At 52.2% G+C, this 17,664-nt stretch carries 10 protein-coding genes; 5 read left to right on the forward strand and 5 right to left on the reverse strand.

What is annotated here, in order from left to right:
• Positions 1–25: 25 nt before the first annotated feature.
• The 4 genes from BN3772_RS25830 to BN3772_RS25845 all read right to left on the reverse strand — a co-directional run bounded on the left by BN3772_RS25830 (position 26) and on the right by BN3772_RS25845 (position 4,673).
• Entirely contained in the window at positions 26–1,342 is a 1,317-nt protein-coding gene (locus tag BN3772_RS25830; RefSeq protein ID WP_042203195.1) for a hemolysin family protein, read from the reverse strand.
• Positions 1,343–1,816: 474 nt separating this feature from the next.
• Complete coding sequence (locus BN3772_RS25835; protein ID WP_042203197.1) at positions 1,817–2,500, reverse strand: LutC/YkgG family protein; 684 nt, start codon at positions 2,498–2,500, stop codon at positions 1,817–1,819.
• Positions 2,497–3,924 carry a LutB/LldF family L-lactate oxidation iron-sulfur protein gene (locus tag BN3772_RS25840; protein WP_042203198.1) on the reverse strand — a complete coding sequence of 476 codons (1,428 nt, stop codon included), beginning with the start codon at positions 3,922–3,924 and terminating at the stop codon, positions 2,497–2,499. The genes BN3772_RS25835 and BN3772_RS25840 overlap by 4 nt, the downstream gene beginning before the upstream one ends.
• Positions 3,921–4,673, reverse strand: coding sequence for a (Fe-S)-binding protein (locus BN3772_RS25845; protein WP_042203199.1), 753 nt, complete (start codon positions 4,671–4,673; stop codon positions 3,921–3,923). The genes BN3772_RS25840 and BN3772_RS25845 overlap by 4 nt, the downstream gene beginning before the upstream one ends.
• A gap of 166 nt (positions 4,674–4,839) precedes the next feature.
• On the opposite strand from BN3772_RS25845, the gene aldA reads away from it, so the two are divergent.
• Positions 4,840–6,285, forward strand: coding sequence for an aldehyde dehydrogenase (aldA, locus tag BN3772_RS25850; RefSeq protein ID WP_280114397.1), 1,446 nt, complete (start codon positions 4,840–4,842; stop codon positions 6,283–6,285).
• A gap of 488 nt (positions 6,286–6,773) precedes the next feature.
• Here the strand turns inward: aldA and BN3772_RS25855 are convergent, their stop codons facing one another.
• Positions 6,774–7,190 carry a GNAT family N-acetyltransferase gene (locus BN3772_RS25855; protein ID WP_042203200.1) on the reverse strand — a complete coding sequence of 139 codons (417 nt, stop codon included), beginning with the start codon at positions 7,188–7,190 and terminating at the stop codon, positions 6,774–6,776.
• Between the two features lie 276 nt (positions 7,191–7,466).
• Here BN3772_RS25855 and BN3772_RS25860 point away from each other — a divergent pair, with 276 nt between their 5' ends.
• From BN3772_RS25860 to BN3772_RS25875, 4 genes are all read left to right on the forward strand, one after another.
• Positions 7,467–10,649 carry a heparinase II/III domain-containing protein gene (locus tag BN3772_RS25860; RefSeq protein WP_042203201.1) on the forward strand — a complete coding sequence of 1,061 codons (3,183 nt, stop codon included), beginning with the start codon at positions 7,467–7,469 and terminating at the stop codon, positions 10,647–10,649.
• Entirely contained in the window at positions 10,649–14,074 is a 3,426-nt protein-coding gene (locus tag BN3772_RS25865; RefSeq protein ID WP_042203202.1) for a COG1470 family protein, read from the forward strand. Before BN3772_RS25860 ends, BN3772_RS25865 begins: the two co-directional genes overlap by 1 nt.
• Positions 14,075–14,233: 159 nt before the next feature.
• On the forward strand, positions 14,234–16,540 hold the full coding sequence (locus tag BN3772_RS25870) for an AraC family transcriptional regulator (protein ID WP_042203203.1): 2,307 nt from the start codon (positions 14,234–14,236) through the stop codon (positions 16,538–16,540).
• A 267-nt stretch (positions 16,541–16,807) separates the two neighbouring features.
• Positions 16,808–17,659 (forward strand): ABC transporter permease, encoded by an 852-nt coding sequence (locus BN3772_RS25875; protein WP_425280465.1) that lies wholly within the window; start codon positions 16,808–16,810, stop codon positions 17,657–17,659.
• Positions 17,660–17,664: the final 5 nt, after the last annotated feature.

The following is a 17,664-nucleotide window of genomic DNA, read 5'->3' on the forward strand; positions in this document are numbered from 1 at the left end:
AAGTAATAGATAAGTCCATTTATTCTTAATGCTGTACCTGAGGCTGTTTGTAGTGGAGAATGACCTGCTTGATCTGGAAATTATCCATTTCCATGATCGTCCAGCTTTGTCCTCCGGCTATGAATTCATAGCCAGCTTCAACAGATGTGCCTTCACGGAACTGAATCCAGCCTCCGATGGTGTCAATTTCCTCGCTGTCCTCAAACGTAAAGCCGAACTGCTCCTCAATATCCTCCAGCAGCACACGCCCGCTGATAACATAGGTCTGTTCATCGATCCGCTGAATTTCTGACACTTCATCTGCATCGAATTCATCGCGGATCTCTCCGACCAGCTCCTCCAGGATATCCTCCAGTGTAAGAATCCCGGCAGTACCGCCGTATTCGTCTATGACCAGGGCCATATGCATCTGCTCCTGTTGCATTTTCAGCATCGCTTCCTTGATTGGCGTTACTGAGGATACGGTAGGAAGGCTGCGGACGAATTCCTTAAGATGAGGCTCGCGGCCGGCAATAATGTGCGGAAGCATCTTTTTCACATTGACCACACCAAGCACTTTGTCTTTGTTCCCGGTCTCAATAACCGGATAACGGGTATAGTTATTGGTGTCGAGAATGCTGATAATATCTTCATTTGACATGTCATATTCAAGCGCCACCATTCCGGTTCTCGGAATCATGATATCTTTGGCTATACGCTCATCAAAAGAAAATACATTCTCCAGATACTCCAGCTTTTGTTCGTTAATTTCGCCGCCTTTGAAGCTCTGAGCCATAATGATCCGCAGCTCTTCCTCCGAATAATGCTCCTCATGGCCGGCAGGCTTAACACCGAACATACGCAGAATAACCCGGGAGGTTCCGTTCAGCGCGACGATAAACGGGTGCATAATTTTACCGAACCAGTAAAGCGGCGGGGAAAGCATCAGTGTAAGCTTTTCAGAAAACTGAATAGCCAGTGTCTTGGGCGCCATCTCTCCGACAACCACATGGAGGAAGGTTACAAATATAAAGGCAATTGCATAAGACGCTACAGAAGACGAAGCTTCAGAGACATTCAAATAATCAAATACAGGATAGAGTATACGCTCTACCGCCGGTTTACCGATTGCACCAAGCCCCAGGGCTGTTACAGTGATACCGAGCTGGCAGGCGGACAGATAGTAGTCCAGATCACCGACCACTTTTTTTGCGATAATTGCTTTTTTGTTGCCTTCATCAATCAGCTGCTCAATCCGTGACATCCGCATTTTAACGGCTGCAAATTCAGAAGCTACAAAAAAAGCCGTCATTACAATTAAAACTGCAAGGATAATTAGGTTAGTTAAGGTTATTAAATCCAATCCTTTCCCTCAAAAGAGGGATTCACCTCCAAGTTGAATTAAGGACGTATTTGTGAATCAAACGTAAGCGCCGGGTTACTCATACAGCCGTGGAAGCGGATCAATGTAGGAGTACAATCCATTTGCAATATCGCCTTCCCATTATTGTTCGCCCCCCTTCATAAGATATACGAATGAGTATAACATAATTCAACCCCAACCATCCAGTTGCACGTCATGGTTAGTAGATTCACCCTATTCAGGCTTTCCGGCCGGAATTATTCCAGAATAGATGAGGCGGATAGAATCAATACTAAACCGGGCTTTGAATAAGAGCCTGAATAGGGCAGTTAAATAATATAACCCATTGGAGGAGCAAACGATGCAGCTGCAAAATCGCTGGCCCAGCACAATCAGCTTCAGTAAAAATAAAACAGAGCAGAGATTCTTCCGCTTAAGGAGGAATTCTGCTCTGTTATTTCTTTTTAAATATCGTTAAATAAGAACATAGGTAGCTCTTAACGGACCGTGCACGCCGACTACGAGCTGCATTTCAATATCCGCGGAATTGGATGGGCCGGAGATAAAGTTGATGGAGGAGCCGACCGGCTCGCCTGCCTCAATGCGGCGGTTCAGGTCAGCGGCAGCCTGTGTAGATCGCAGTACAATGCGCTCCTTTTCAATAACGGCAATATAATGCTCAGGTAAAAAATGCAGGGAGCGCCCCTGATCAGGCCTGCTCTCAATAACGACGGTGCCTGACTCGGCAAGTACATAGTCGGCAAAAATAATAGCTGTATTCGCTGCTTCGGCGCGTCTGATATTGCCCTCACGTCCGGAGGCTTCAGTCCATACAGATGAATCCGGAATGCTGAGCTCATAGCGGTTAAACCGCGGGTCTCCCGAGGTCATTACCGGTCCGCCGCCGTTGGCTGCGATCAGATCATCAAGCGTCTTCTGCAGAAGCTCCGGTGTGGATTCAATAAGCTGGGTGTGGATGAAGAAGCACTGCTCCTTCAGAATATTAATCAGATCGTCACTGGTAAGCGTCCCATAGCTGTCGGGAATCATTCCCTTGATATCCGGACGCTTAACGTTATACGCGCGCTCCCGGCCGAGACTGGAAGCCACTCTGTTCAGAAAGGATTCCCTGTTGTTGTGTTTGCTTATGGCAGTCATTGTTGTGTACCTCCCTGACGTTCCTTCATCCAGGTGCGGAAGCTGTCCGCCTGCTTAACGGGCTGATTCAGATCACGTACGCCAACCCAGCCCTGGATCAGGCCTGGTCCCCGGACGATTCTGCCATGCTTACTCATCATCCGGCTGCCCGGATTAGCCAGACGCAGCACCTTGCCGAACATAGAGGGGGAGGAGAGCAGGCGTCCGGCTGCCTTCATCTGGAAGCGTTCGGCCGCCCCGGTCCGTTTCTCCTTGACGATATTTTGCCGGTGCATGATCAGCTGCTCGTGCAGAGGAATTTTGACCGGACAGACGTCGGTACAAGCTCCGCACAGACTGGAGGCAAAGGGCAGCTCCTTGTAATCATCATATCCGCCGAGCAGAGGTGTGATAACTGCGCCGATCGGGCCGGGATAGATGGAGCCGTATGCATGCCCCCCGATATGCCGGTAGATTGGGCAGACGTTCAGGCAGGCGCCGCAGCGGATACATTGCAGAGCTTCGTTGAATTCGCTTCCCAGAATCTCGGACCGGCCGTTATCGACGACAACCAGGTGGAACTCTTCCGGACCATCGCTTTCTCCGGCTGCCTTGGGGCCCATGACCGTGATGTAGCTGGTCAGCTTTTGCCCGACAGCACTCCGGCACAGCAGATTGTCCAGCACCTCCATTTCCTCCATGGTCGGAACAATCCGCTCCATCCCCATAACAGCGATCTGGGTCTTGGGAATAGCGGCTGTCAGATCCCCGTTGCCTTCATTGGTTACCAGATTGATTGCGCCCATATTGGCTACGGCAAAATTGCAGCCGGTGATCCCGACATCCGCCTCCAGAAACTTCTGGCGCAGCACTTCCCGGGCATGGCGGGCCAGCTTTTCCGGGCTTTCATCTCCTGTATATCCAAGCTTTTCTGTGAATACCCGCTTAATCTGGTTGCGGTCCTTATGAAGGGCAGGGGCGACAATATGTGAAGGCGGGTCCCAGTCATCAATCTGCAGTATATATTCGCCAAGGTCAGTCTCGATCAGGTCACAGCCGGCTTCGAGCAGCACCTTGTTCATTTCAATTTCCTCAGTCACCATGGATTTGGATTTGACAATTTTTCGGGCCTGCTTCGAGACAACAACATCCCGGATATAGCTGCTGGCCTCTTCCTTGGTTGCGGCAAAATAGATTTGCCCGCCTTTGGCCTCAATGTTATCTGCCAGCTGGTTCAGATAGAAATCCAAGTTCTGCAGTGTGTGCTGACGAATGGTCTGGCCGACAACCCGCCACGCTTCCCAGTCCCCGAGAGCGGTAGCAGCAGTAAGCCGCCTGGTCTTGAGGCTGTCCTGGGCGGAGCTTACGGCACTGCGCATAAAAGCGTTACCGATCCCGTCCGCCGTCCGCTCACCGAACTCCCGATTATCTGTTTTCAGGCTCATGAGGAGAGGCCTCCTTTGGCTGCGGCTGGTTCGCTGGTATGGTTCAGTACCTCAGCAATATGCATGATTTTGACAGGCAACCCTTTGCGGGACAGCCGTCCGCCGATGTTCAGCAGGCAGCCCATGTCTGCGCTAATGAGGATATCCGCCCCCGTTTCCATCACACTATCACATTTTTCATCCACCATTTGTCCGGATATCTCCGGCATTTTTACTGAAAAAGTCCCGCCAAAGCCGCAGCAGTTATCGCTGTTCTTCAGCGGCTCAAGCTGCAGTCCGCGGACCTGCTCAAGCAGCTGATACGGGGTTTCCTTTTCGCCAAGCAGTCTGGTCATATGGCAGGACCGGTGATAGGTTGCAGTGCCGTCAAGCCTTGCGCCGACATCCGTGATTCCCAGCACTCTGACGATGAATTGGGTGAATTCGTACGATTTTTCTTTTAAGGCAACCGCTTTCAATTCCCAGTCCGGATCACCTTTAAAAATCTTCGGGTACTCATGGAACATGGCAATGCAGGAGCCGGAGGGGCCGACGACATAATCTGAATGCTCAAAGGCGAGCATCATATTTTTCATAGCCAGCTTGGAATCCTCCAGATACCCGCTGTTATACGTGGGCTGGCCGCAGCAGACCTGCGAAGCCGGATAATCAAGCTCACAGCCAAGCCTTTCAAGGACTTCAACCATTGCTTTTCCCGCTGCGGGGGTCATTAGGTCTACTAAACAAGTCGAAAAGATGCTTACTTTCATTCCTGTTCCTCCAATCGCGACGTTGGTAGTTATAGCTTAACTCAAGAAGTCAATGAAAAACAACATAAAAACACATATAAAATGTGTATGTTGTTGACATAAAATGTTGTTAGCGTTTACACTGGAGAGGAAGTGATGGAATAATTTATCTTGAGGGGGAGTACAAGTGGAAAAGCATTTGATGTATATCAACGGCCAATTTACCGAATCAGAAACCCAAGAGTGGATGGATGTTACCAACCCGTCAACCGATGAAGTTATTTCACAGGTACCCAAAGCGACCAAAAATGACGTCGTACGTGCAATCGATGCTGCTGATGCAGCACAGTCAGCCTGGGAAGAAACCCCGGCAGTAGAAAGAGGAAGGTATCTGCACGCCATTGCGGACGGAATCCGGGCTGAGGCGGACAGCATTGCCAGACTTATATCCGAGGAAGTAGGCAAGACGCTGGAATTGTCCACAGTGGAAGTGAATTTTACGGCGGACTACCTGGATTATATGGCTGAGTGGGCACGCCGCTACGAGGGAGAGATTATCCAGAGCGACCGCGATAACGAGAACATTTTTGTGTTCAAACGGGCCATCGGGGTAACTACAGGGATACTGCCCTGGAACTTCCCGTTCTTCCTGATTGCCAGAAAAATGGCACCCGCGCTGATTACCGGTAATACGATTGTAGTTAAGCCGAGTGTGGAGTCACCTAATAATGCTATCGCTTTTACCAAAATTGTAGATAAAGCCGGTCTGCCAAAAGGTGTATATAACCTGGTGACAGGCAGAGGCGGCGAGGTCGGCAACGAGCTGGCCAGCAACCCGAAGGTGGGCATGGTCAGCCTGACTGGCAGCGTTCCGGCCGGGCAAAAGGTAATGGAGGCGGCAGCCGAGAACATTATCAAGGTTAGCCTTGAGCTTGGCGGTAAAGCGCCGGCCATTGTAATGGCTGATGCGGATCTGGATCTGGCAGTTAAAGCGATCGTGGATTCCCGCGTCATTAATACAGGACAGGTGTGTAACTGTGCAGAGCGTGTGTATGTGCATGAATCTATAAAGGATGAATTCACCGCCCGGCTGGTAGAAGCCATGAAGGCAGTGAAGTACGGTAATCCGCTGGTCGATACCGGCATCCATATGGGGCCGCTGATCAACAAGGCTGCCCAGGATTCTGTTCAGCAGAAGGTGGACCGGGCTGTCGAAGAAGGTGCGAAGATTCTGCTCGGCGGTAAAAAAGTCGAAGGCACAGGCAGCTTCTTTGAGCCGACGGTCATTGCTGATGCCACTAACAAGATGGAAATTGTGCAGGATGAGATTTTTGGTCCGGTCATTCCGATTGTTACGTTTGCGACACTGGATGAAGCGATTGAGCTGGCGAATGACAGCGAATTCGGCCTGACCTCCTCCCTGTATACGCAGAACCTGAACGTGGCGATGAAGGTAATCAAGCGGCTGAAGTACGGGGAAACCTACATCAACCGCGAGAACTTTGAAGCGATGCAGGGCTTCCACGCCGGCTGGCGTAAATCCGGCATCGGCGGCGCCGACGGTAAGCACGGCTTGAATGAGTATCTGCAGACTCAGGTTGTGTATCTGCAGTATGATAAGTCGGTTAACTGATGTACGGTGAATGAGGAATAGTAAGTGATGCACAGTTAGTGATGTAAAATCGTTAATGTGTGAGTAATGGATGATTTGTGCAGGATGGATACTGCAACAGAATGCTGTGCACTAATCCTATTTTAGCTACGGGTCCCCGGGTTTATCGGGGGCCTGTTTTCGTTCAGACATAGATAAGGGGATAGGAAGGGGGGATAGAGTAGATAGTGGGAATAGATAGTAGGGAGTAAATAGAAGATAGTAATAGAAGATAGTAATAGAAGATAGTTTGTGGTAAATAGTGGGAAGTGGGTAGTTTGTAGAATAGATGGAAGAGTAACTATCATCACTTGAACTACAGCAGGCGAATGGGTGAAACAATTAAAGGCAAAAAGGCCCTTGATTTCACTCGCAGCAGGCGAATCGGTGAAATCAAAGGCAAAAAGGCCCTTGATTCCGCTCATGGCAGCTCTCCTCCGAGAAGCAGCGAATCCCCTAAGAAACGGCGCTTAAAGCCGCTTCTTCAGGTAATACTTCGTATGCCCCTCATTCGGGCAATCCTTGATCTCGCCGAAAATCTCGTAGCCCTGCTTCTGATAGAAGTGCGGCGCCTGCCAGCTCATGGTGGTGAGCTCACTCACTTTGCAGCCGAGCTGCCGGGCACGGTTTTCAATTTCTGCGAGCAGGGCAGCCCCTAGACCGGTCCCTCTGCACGCCGGATCGACTGCCAGCAGGTGAACATTCAGGATGTTCCAGGCTACATCCCCTGTAACTCCGCCCACATAAATGTCATTCTCGTAAGCCGCAAGGGAGAGCATTGTCCGCTCATAGGCTGGAATGCTGCTATCCGCACCATGGCGGTGCTCTTCCAGTAGCCTCGTTATTTCCCGCTGATTGTGTACTGCATCCAATTCTACAATGTTCAAGTGTGCTCACTCCTTCTGCCTAACTATAACATAACTTGGAAGCGCTACAGACCGCTTAACACCGGCTGACCCAACTCAAAGCTACTCTTACAGCACCAAATACAAGGCACGATCCATATAACTAACTAGAAACATCATATATCAAACCAATCTGCAGTCCGGTTCTTCCTGATTGGGGCATTCGTTATAATTTGGGGCTGGTTAATCTCCGGCTTCTCTGCGATTATGTTCGGGCAATCAACGAAACTACTTAACAGAAAAGGCGGGGAAATCACGTTGAACGGTTCAACTGAGAGCAGAGATGAGCTTCAGGATCTGCTGAATAAAGCAGAGGCACTATTAGAAGCCAGAGGACAATTTTATACGGACGGCGCCAAGCTCGCATTAACCGATATGATGGAGGCAGCGTATCAGGCGCTCGATAACGGAGACAATGTACCCTTCAGGCGTAACCGGGAATTTTATACTCCGCGGACAGAAGAGGCAGTCCTTTTTGCGGCGAAAAGATTTACAATGGTCCCGCCCTTCGGCAAAACGGGCAGTGTACACACCTGCTACGGGCTCGGTCCCGCGCTGGAGTGGTTCGAGACCCAGGATGTGCTCCACGGCGGTAAAGAGCAGCTGTTAGCAAAGGCCGGTCTGGCACTGGAAAAAGCAGAGCAGCTGCGCACTGAAGCCGAAGCTTTTGCCGGGCTCCCAACCGGCTGCTACTCCCCCGACGCTGTCCGCAAGCTCGAAGCTACAGCAAAAGCACTGAAGCTGGCGGCAGGCAGCTTCGATCCGCAGACAACCGGCGAGGTGCTGGCCCTCGCCGTCGTAGATTGCTTCAACCGGCTCCGGGAATGCCGTCATTCCCGTGTACTGCGCACGGATTCCGATCCGGCAGCTTCATTGTATCTGACCAGCCGGGAGCTTGAGCAGCTTCAGCAGCGTGTCGCCGAAGACCCGCTGATCAAAGCGCAATACGGGCAGATTACCGCAATCTCCCGGCAATATAGTCTGGAGGAGCTTCAGTCAGCCGTATCCTTAATCGCGGAAAAAGATACGCTGTATGAAGAGCTGAACAATCATTTCTACCTGTGGAGCTCCACAGACAAAATCGCCAATTTCCGGGCACCGGAACATGCGGCCACAGCTTCTCTGTCCTTTGTTCTGCCCGCCGAAGACAATGAGGAGCAGGGACTCGGCCATGTATGGATCGATAATCTCGAAATCCTGTCTGCAAGCGGTGCAAGCTTGCCGATCCTTAATTCCGGCTTTGATGAAGGCCATTCCTCGCCTGATTACTGGACACCGGAAGCCCTTAAAGGCAATCCGGTTATGCAATGGGAGAGCCGGTATCCTTACTGCGGCGGCGGTGACCGCAAGCATCCCCGGGAGGCGAACCCGTCATCAGAGGTTGCCCCCCGTTACAAGGCAGGAATAGCACACCACTCCCTATATATCTGTAATCCCGGGATAGAAGATGAAGGGGCATGGACCTATAAAGAACAAATCCCGGTAGAGCCCGGGGGGCGTTATACCCTGACCTTCGATGCGAAGCTGGACGGCAAGCTGAAGAGCGGCCTGAAAGCAGTCATTACATTCCGGGATGAAGCCGGGCAGCCGGCAGGGGAATACGCCTACAGCTTCAACCGTAAATCATCGGTTCCGGGCGGCCGATACCAGCTGGCGATGCAGTGTGACGCTATCCAGTATGCGCTAACCGGAGAGATAAACTATGCCTTAAAAGTGAAGTATGCACTGTTATACATTCTGCATGACTTCTGCCAGGGAGCAGAGCACTGGATGGCGGTGAACCTCCGCCCGGAAGGAAGCGACAGCTACGGTGCGGTTCAAGGCGGCCGTCTCCTGAGCAGCGCAGCGGTAAGTTATTCCATGATTAAGCAGGCGGGAGTCTTTTCCGGTGAAGAAAAGAAACATTTCTACGCACGGGTAGAGTATTTGCTCCGCTACATGCTGGATCTGCGTGACCGGACAGAGTGGACAGACCAGGCTGCCCAGGAGGGCTGCAGCAACTGGCAGACCGATATGTGTGCGGGCACCGGACTCATGATGATGGTGCTAAGCGATTTTCCTAACCGGTATACCTGGCTGTATAACGCGGATACGATTCTGAAGGCTCAGCTACAGCTGAACGTGAACCCGGACAGCTCCTGGCCGGAGTCGATCCGCTATCACCATGCGGCACTGGAGCGCTTCGCAGGCTATGCCAAGGCAGCACGTAACGTCACAGGTGACAACTGGTTCAAGTCCACACCGCTCGCCCGGATGTTCGGTTATTCCATAGAGATGCAGACACCGGGCTATGAATACTTCGGCGGACGGATCGGCACGCCGCCTTTCGGTGATCATGCACTTGGCGGTGGAGCCGAATTCGGCAGCTTCGCTACCTACATAAGCGATGTCGCAGAGGTTGACCGTGAACTGGCAGACCGGATGTATCATACCTGGATCGCAGCCGGTAAACCGTTCAAGAAGCTGTGGGGGGAAGGAATCGTCCTCGAAAATCTGCTGGCGCAAGGCAGCCGTTATGTGCCCGAATCCCCGCTTAATTTAAGCTCGACTGCCTCATATCCGCATGCAGGCATCTATGTGTTCCGCAGCGGCTACGGCACACCTGAGCACAGCTATTGTGCAGTTATGTCAAGTCCTGATCCGGTTGCCCACGGTCATCTGGATCAGGGCTCGTTCATTCTGTATAAGAACGGAGTTCCGTTAGTGATGGACCCGGGCATTGAGGGGTACTTTGACAGCAGCACCAGCTGGTTTATCAGTTCGTATTCTCATGCCTGCCTGCAATTCGCAACCGCCAGGGCGGAAATACGCACGGATGACACAGGTGTTATTAATCTGTCCGCCGGAACGTTCAGCCTGGAACGGGGCTGGGCCGACGGGCCGCGGAGCAGCCGAGTGCTGGAGGTGCTGCTTGGGGCTGATATAGACAGTATCACAATCGAAATTACCAACTCTGAAGGAAAAGGCCGGCATATCCGGCATATCACCTGCCATAAGCAGGCCCAGCTCTATATTTTCCGTGACACCATAGAGGAATTTGAGGGTCTTGTACAATTCAGCCTTCCGGTCGCGGCGCAGCAAAGCACTGTCCAGGACAGCAGCGTGTATTCTCATGGGATGTATGGTATGGATCTGGAAACCGTTTTTCTGCACTCCCTGCAGTCAGTCGCGATCGAACAGGGACGGTCTACAGCATTCTTCGGCAGAACCGAAAGCGGCGTAACCCTGATGGATTACATCCGGGCAACCGCAGATGCCAAAGACGGATTTCTTACCCTCCTGTATCCGCAGGAGAGCAGCCAAGCACGTCTCAAGGTAATCAAAAATCCGGATGGAAAGTATACACTGCTGACAGATACGCATGAGTTCATCTTGGAGACGGTTCAGGGACAATACGGGGTGCGGCTGGAAACGGCCAAGCAGAAGGGGGCGGCAGACTAATGAAATTTCATGTTGATTTGCTTAATGAATGGAGAATAGCAGGAAGTTATCCGGAACATAGCTCTCCGGATACAGTGTACAATCTGCAGAATACACTTCTGCTGGAGTATCCCGCAGATCCTGCTCAGGATGACTGGTACCCGATCGGCTTTGAGCGGGGTCATCACGGCACCCTGGATGCGCTGGACTGGTTCGGCCTGATTCTGGAACTCCGCACCGGAGATGAGTCAGCCGCAATCACGATTCAAGCAGGCTTTGCAGGCCATGAGCCAGTAAAGGCAGAAGCTAAGCTTGCCGGAGCAGGCACTCATGAAATAAAGGTGCGCCTCCAGGATTTTGCCATTGAAACGGCCCAAGCAAACATCTGGCGTTTTCTCCGCAGCTTTGAGCTGACCGGCAATGCAGAACTGGTCTCCGCAAGGCTCGTTAAAGGCGAGAAGCTGTTTGTCCAGGCTGAGGTGAAGGGCAAGTCCGGGGAAGCCGGGGAGCAGGTTGCCTACACAATGACAGTATACAACTGTACGGACCGTCCGCAGCATGTAGCTGTGAAGCAGCATTTTGCCGGCTGGGAGTCACTGCAGGCGGTAATCGTGCCTGCTGGATTTGAACTGGCTCCGTACGCAGCACAGGAAGTGACCGCAACAGTACAGGTGCATGAACGGATGGTACCCGGCGGTCATGAGGTTACCATCCTGACCTTCACCGCTAACGGGGACGGCGGAAGCGCAGTACAGGTGGAGCTGAAAACGCTGCGGAAGCTGCAGCATCCTTATATTTACTGGAATAAGCAGCAGTGGGCGGAGCGCAGATCCTTAATTGACACGCATGAATGCTTCCAGCCCGGCTATAAGCAAATAATCGAGGACGCCGAAGCATGGACAGTAGTGCCGCCGGTGCCTGTAGATGAGCGGGACTATTGCTACGATACCCGGGAAGAGCATTACATCATGAGCGCAGCTTACGCTTATGCACTTACCGGAGAAATCCGTTATGCAGACAAAGTGGCACAATTCTTCCGTTATTTTATTGATAAAGACAACGGTTATCCCAAAAAGCTGAAGGGCTGCAGCCAGAGCTATGTTCAGGAGGGCCATTTTTTTCAGCATCTGGCCATTCCGTATGACATTATCCATGATGCCGGTGTGCTGACTGCGGAGGAGCACCGGGGAATCGAAGATTGCTTCCGCAGCTATATGGACATTCTGGATTACCATATCCGCAGCGGACACATTTCCAACTGGCTGCTGTCAGAGATTACGGGAGCGTTCTACTGTGCGCTGGCTATTCAGGATATGGAGCGGGCGCTGCGGTTCGTATTCGGTCCGGGCGGCTCGGTCGAGCAGCTGAAATACGGGCTGTTCAATGACGGCTGGTGGCATGAATGCTCTGTAAGCTATAACACCTGGGTATCCTCCATGTACCTCCATACGGCCCATGCGCTATTGCCGTTCGGAATTAATATTCTTCACACTCATTTCCCTGCTCCCTTTAATGATGAGGTGAACAGCACCTTCGGCGGGAAGGACGCCGCATTCCGGTTCGGAATGTACAATAGGCGCTGGGGCGGGAACAGAAAGAGTTATATCCGGATAAAAGATATGTTCGACGCGACGCTTCCATTTCTTGATTACAGGGGCGTGCTGTTCGGGATCAGCGATTCCGAGGAGAAAAAGCTGGAGGGAGTCCATTTCGGCTCAACCTATGATCTGGCTTACTCATACTATCAGGACCCTGAATATGTTCCGGTTATTAGAATGAATGCATCAGCCGATCCGGTATTCGGACACGCGGAGCTGCCGGACATTCAATCCTCTTATACCGGGAGCAATGCCTGCTCCGATAATGTAGGCGTTGCGATGCTGCGGAGCAGAGCTGCAGGAAGAGAGCAGCGGGAACAGCTTCAGGCGGTGCTGAGATATGGCTCACACGGCTACGCACACGGTCATTTTGACAAAACCGGCCTGCTGTCCGTAATGAGATACGGGCGCAGCATCTTCAATCCCGAGCATGTATGGTGGGGCTACGGCCACTTTATGTATAAATTTTATGTGCAGAATTCATTAGCCAAAAATATGGTGACCGTTGACGGCAAGCTGCAGGTACCGGCGGATGCCAGGAGAACGTTGTTCTACAGCGGACATGCGCTGCAAGCCGCAGCTGTGGAGGTTACCTCCCGCTGGGCATACCCGCCATACGGCGGCATGGTATATAATGACGGCGAAACGCTGGAGGAGCGCTGCACCATGAATGCCAGCTCCCTTCCGGAGGCCCCTCCGGGTGCGCAGTATGGGGAGCTGTCAGGCTACACGGAGCCGGTCCGCCAGAAGCGGATCATGGGGGTAACGGATGATTTCATCGTCCTGTTTGATTACCTGGAAGGAGAGCAGGAGCATCAGTTCGACTGCCTGTTCCAGATCAAAGGCTTCAAGGAGCTGCAGGCAGAAACACTGACCAGGCTCGGGCACACCGGACAATGGTGTGACAATCCGCTGTCGGACGGCCAGTTCATTACGGATTGCCGCTGGTATAAAGCGGAGGGTTCAAGCGTTGCCCGCTTTGAGACGGTATTCGGTGAAGGAGAAGATTTGCGGGGAACAAGAACAGCTTACAATACCCCCGGCCTGCTTAAGCTGGATGTTCATACGGTCTGGCCCAAGCAGAGTGTGCAGATGACCGGCCGGGCTGCCGAGTATCATGGCATTACCATCCCGCTGGACTATAAAGTGGAGGCTGACGGGGAGGTGCTTACAGAGGGAAGCTTCGGGGCCTGGCTGCTGGGTGAGGGCAGAGTAGACCTTGCTCTCACGGGGGAAATGAAGAATCTGACCCTGCGGGTCCGGAATCATCCGCTGTATACGGAACAGAATGATCCGGTTCGCTCGAAGCAGGGCCTGTTCTGGGGCGAAGCCCTAATCCATACGGCTGATGGGCAGGCGCTTAAATTAAGTGATTTATCCCCGGAAGTTGTAAATGTGGACTGCGGCTGCGGAATCGGAAAGGATTACGAGGGCGGGCGTGTAACCATTATCGGCACGGAATATCCGGATGCCGTTCCTGCCAGTCCGGCCGATCATGAACAGGAAGCGCTGATCCGGATCTCGCTTGACGGCCTGCAGGCGGTCCGTTTTACCGGTCTGATCGGGGCGGATGCCTTCCCGGGTGACGAAGCGCAGCGGCGGATTACCTACGGCATCCGGACACATGGCCGGTCAGCCCGTTATATTACCATCGTTGAGCCTTATGAATCGGAGCAGATGATCCGGTCCGTGTATGCGGAAGATGCGGATTGTGTACGTATAGAGCTTTTGGATGGCCGGATACAGGAAATCCGTGTGAACGATATAGAAACACAGCAGAATACAATGCAGCTTAAGGAATATAGAAACGGCAGTCTGATCCGTGAAGAGCTGGCCGCAAATGTATAAACGTTAAGGCATGGAACAGCCGTTTCATGCCTTTTCTTTTGACCCGGCAGCTGCCAGATCTTAAATTAACCGCACATGAAGCTTAAAAAAGCACATACCAGGCCATGTCAGCCTTTACCTATAATGAAGGGTACAAGAAAACAGAACAGGAGCGAAGCCATGAGCAGGATGCGTCATTTTTTATTGAAGAAAAGCTTGTTGATCCGGATTATTCTGTCCTATTTGTTTGTCGGAATGCTGGTTATCGCAGCATTGACCTTAGCGATTACCTCCAAAGTATCGGACAGCCTGAAGCAGGAGCTGACTGAATCTACGGACCGTTCGCTGGAGCAAACCTACAATACGGCGAATATATTGTTGAGCTCCGCCTACCAGCAATTTGCAAACGCTTACGCATCAACTGATATCCAGGCCGGCTTTTATGCCAACGAGTTTGACACCGGCTTAATGGGACGTATTGGCAACAGCTTGTCTGATCTAGTCAGCAGCAATCCGCTGGTGCATTCCGTCTATCTGGTCAATACCCGGCATCAGCTGGTCTTTTCCTCGCTGACCACAGCAAGGTCCTTCGCTGATTTCTATGACCGGCAGATTCTGGACCTGCTTAGTACTCCCGGGGCCATGCGAGGCAGCATTTTTATACCCAGAACGACTTCCTTCTCCTCGGATACGAAGCCGTTCAGCGGCAATCTGATCTCGGTGGCCTATATGAGCACCCGTGATGACCAGACGGCGAACGGAGCGATGATCCTGAATCTGGACCAGCAGGTGCTGCAGGAAATGATGATGAACGGTGCCGGAAGCAGCTCCTTCCAGTCGATGATTCTGAACCGGCAGGGCATCGTTATTTCACATTCTGAGCATTCCATGATCAGCTCAAGCCTGACCGGCTCAGAGGCGGTGAACCGCATTCTGCAGTCGGATACCGGCCGCGGTGTAATTGAAGCAGAGCTTGACGGGACCGCTCACCGCCTATTTTACATCAAATCCGGCAGCCTGGGCTGGGTATTTATCGGTGATGTGAATTACATGACTCTGCTTAGCCAGGTCAATGAGCTGAGAAGCTACATCCTGATCGTCACAGCGGTAATATTGGTGGTCGTTTTGCTGAGCGGCGCCTTTTTTACCCGTATGATTTACAGCCCGATCCACAGACTGGTCAAGAATATCCCGCTATTGCCGGCCTCAGCCGCTCAACCCACTCCTGCCAGTGAATATGCCGTGTTATCCGGAGCCTTTCAGTATCTGGAGGGCAGAGTTCAGGATTTACAGAACAGTATGGCCGGTTATCATCAGGCAGAGCGGAATGAGCTGCTTCATCAGCTGGTTACGGGGGGCTGGAGCCAGGAGGTGCAGATGAGAAATAAGCTGGAGAGGTCAGGCATCCCGTTTGCAGGTGACGGCTTCCAGATCTGCATGCTGCGCCTTGACGATTACAGTGAGCTGACAGAGGTCTATACACGCAACGACCTAATGCTGCTGAAATACGGAATCTGCAATATCGCGGGTGAGCTTGGTTTGGCCCATTTTCCGCTATATAGCTTTGACGGAGGGGAAGACCGGATCAACCTGCTGCTGATTAAGCCTGAGGGCGGGGATGCTCTGGTTGCCCGATTATTAACGGATATCCAGCACAACACGGAGCGTTTCCTTAAGCTGTCTGTTACAGCATCAACCGGCCGCCATGCCGCTGAGCTTCAGCAGATTCCGGCTTCATGGCAGAGTGCCTATAACGCTTCACGCTACCGGCTGCAGTCAGGCAGACGCTCTCTGATTCCTGCAGATATTGAGGACAGCCGTGAACCGGTTGCCGTTACCCTGTCCGCTGCGATGGAGAAGCAGGTGTCCGATAGCATGAAGCTCGGCGATTATAGTAGAACCGTACAAGCATTACAAGAATACTTTGCTATTCTGGGCAACGCGCCTTTTGACGAAACGATGATTCTGCTGAACCAGCTGCTGTTTACCGTTGCCCGGATTTCCAAAGCGATGGCGGGAGCGGACAGAAACGGGCTAAGCACCGACATTGGAGCACTCGGGCAGCAGCTGTACAAATGTGAAACGCTTGAACAGGCGGAGGAATGGTTCGCTGGACTTGCAGAATCGGCTATCAGCATGCGGGACAAGCAGTCCTCGGAGAAAAATGTGATGATTGTGGAAAAAATACGGCAGCATATCCGCCAGTCTTACATGGACCCGAATCTTTCCGTAGAGGTGCTGGCCGAGATTGCCGGACTGTCCGTCAATTATACGCGCAAGATTTTTAAGGACATCGCCTGTGTCTCCCTGAACCAGTACATCAGCGATTACCGGTTTGAGCAGGCGAAGGAGCTGCTGCTTACAACAGACCTCCCGGCTAACCGGATCGGCGAGATGGTGGGCATTAACAATACGAAATACTTCTACATCTCCTTCAAGAAATACAGCGGGAAAACGCCGGATCACTTCCGGAAAAGCAGAAATTAGGGGGAAAAGCGGATTTTAAACCCTGTTTATACGGTGAAAATAGGCTATTCTGCGGATTTTGAGGTATGCCGGATTGCTGAGTGAGGCTAAAGTGAAGCCAGGCCGGAAGAAATGGCAAAGAAACTTGAAGGAGGATTCACATTGCGCAACAACACAGTCAGCCTCACCGGACAGACTTATCCGCGGAACAAGCCGCAGGGGAGAATCAGGGGGTTCCTGGCGGAGCTGGTCAAAAACAAATTTCTGTACCTGCTGGCCCTGCCGGCGATGATCTGGTTCTTCGTCTTCGCTTACCTGCCCATGGGCGGGATTATCATCGCCTTCCAGGATTTCAAAGCGATGAAAGGGATCGCCGGCAGCGAATTCGTCGGACTGAAAAATTTCCAGTTCTTCTTCCAGTCCGGTGACTGGATCAAAATTGTGACGAACACCGTGTTCCTGAACGTGCTGTTCATTACCTTTAATACGCTCGCAGCCGTGCTGATCGCCATTATGATCACGGAGCTTGGGGGAAAATGGTTCAAAAAAATCGCCCAGTCGGTCATGATCTTTCCGCATTTTCTGTCCTGGACCGTCGTGGCCATGTTCGTGATGGCTTTTGTCGCAACAGACGGGGGCTTTGTGAACCAGATCCTGACGATGCTGGGGCTGCCTGCGGTTCAGCTGCTGTCCTCACCCGGCTACTGGCCGCTCATTCTTGTGCTGCTCAAAATCTGGCACGGTGCGGGCTTCGGATCAATTGTCTATATGGCTACGATCTCCGGCATCAACCCGGATATTTACGAATCGGCGTCGATTGACGGGGCAAGCCGGCTGCAAAAAATCCGCTACATCACACTGCCGCTGCTGAAGCCGACGGTGATCCTGCTGACGATTCTCGCGGTCGGAGGGATTTTTAACGGGGATTTCGGCATGATCTATGCGATTATCGGACGCAACCCGCTGCTGTATCCGACTACGGACGTTATCGATACGTATCTGTTCCGGGCCATGATGGATCTCGGGGATATGAGTATGTCGGCAGCCATCGGGTTTATGCAGTCGCTGGTCGGCTTCATCCTGGTGCTGACGGTCAATTCGATTGCCAAGAAGGTTGCGCCGGAGTCGGCTATTTTTTAGAAGGG

The organism is Paenibacillus camerounensis (assembly GCF_000723885.1).
In the GTDB taxonomy this organism is placed as follows: Bacteria; Bacillota; Bacilli; order Paenibacillales; family Paenibacillaceae; genus Paenibacillus_AQ; species Paenibacillus_AQ camerounensis.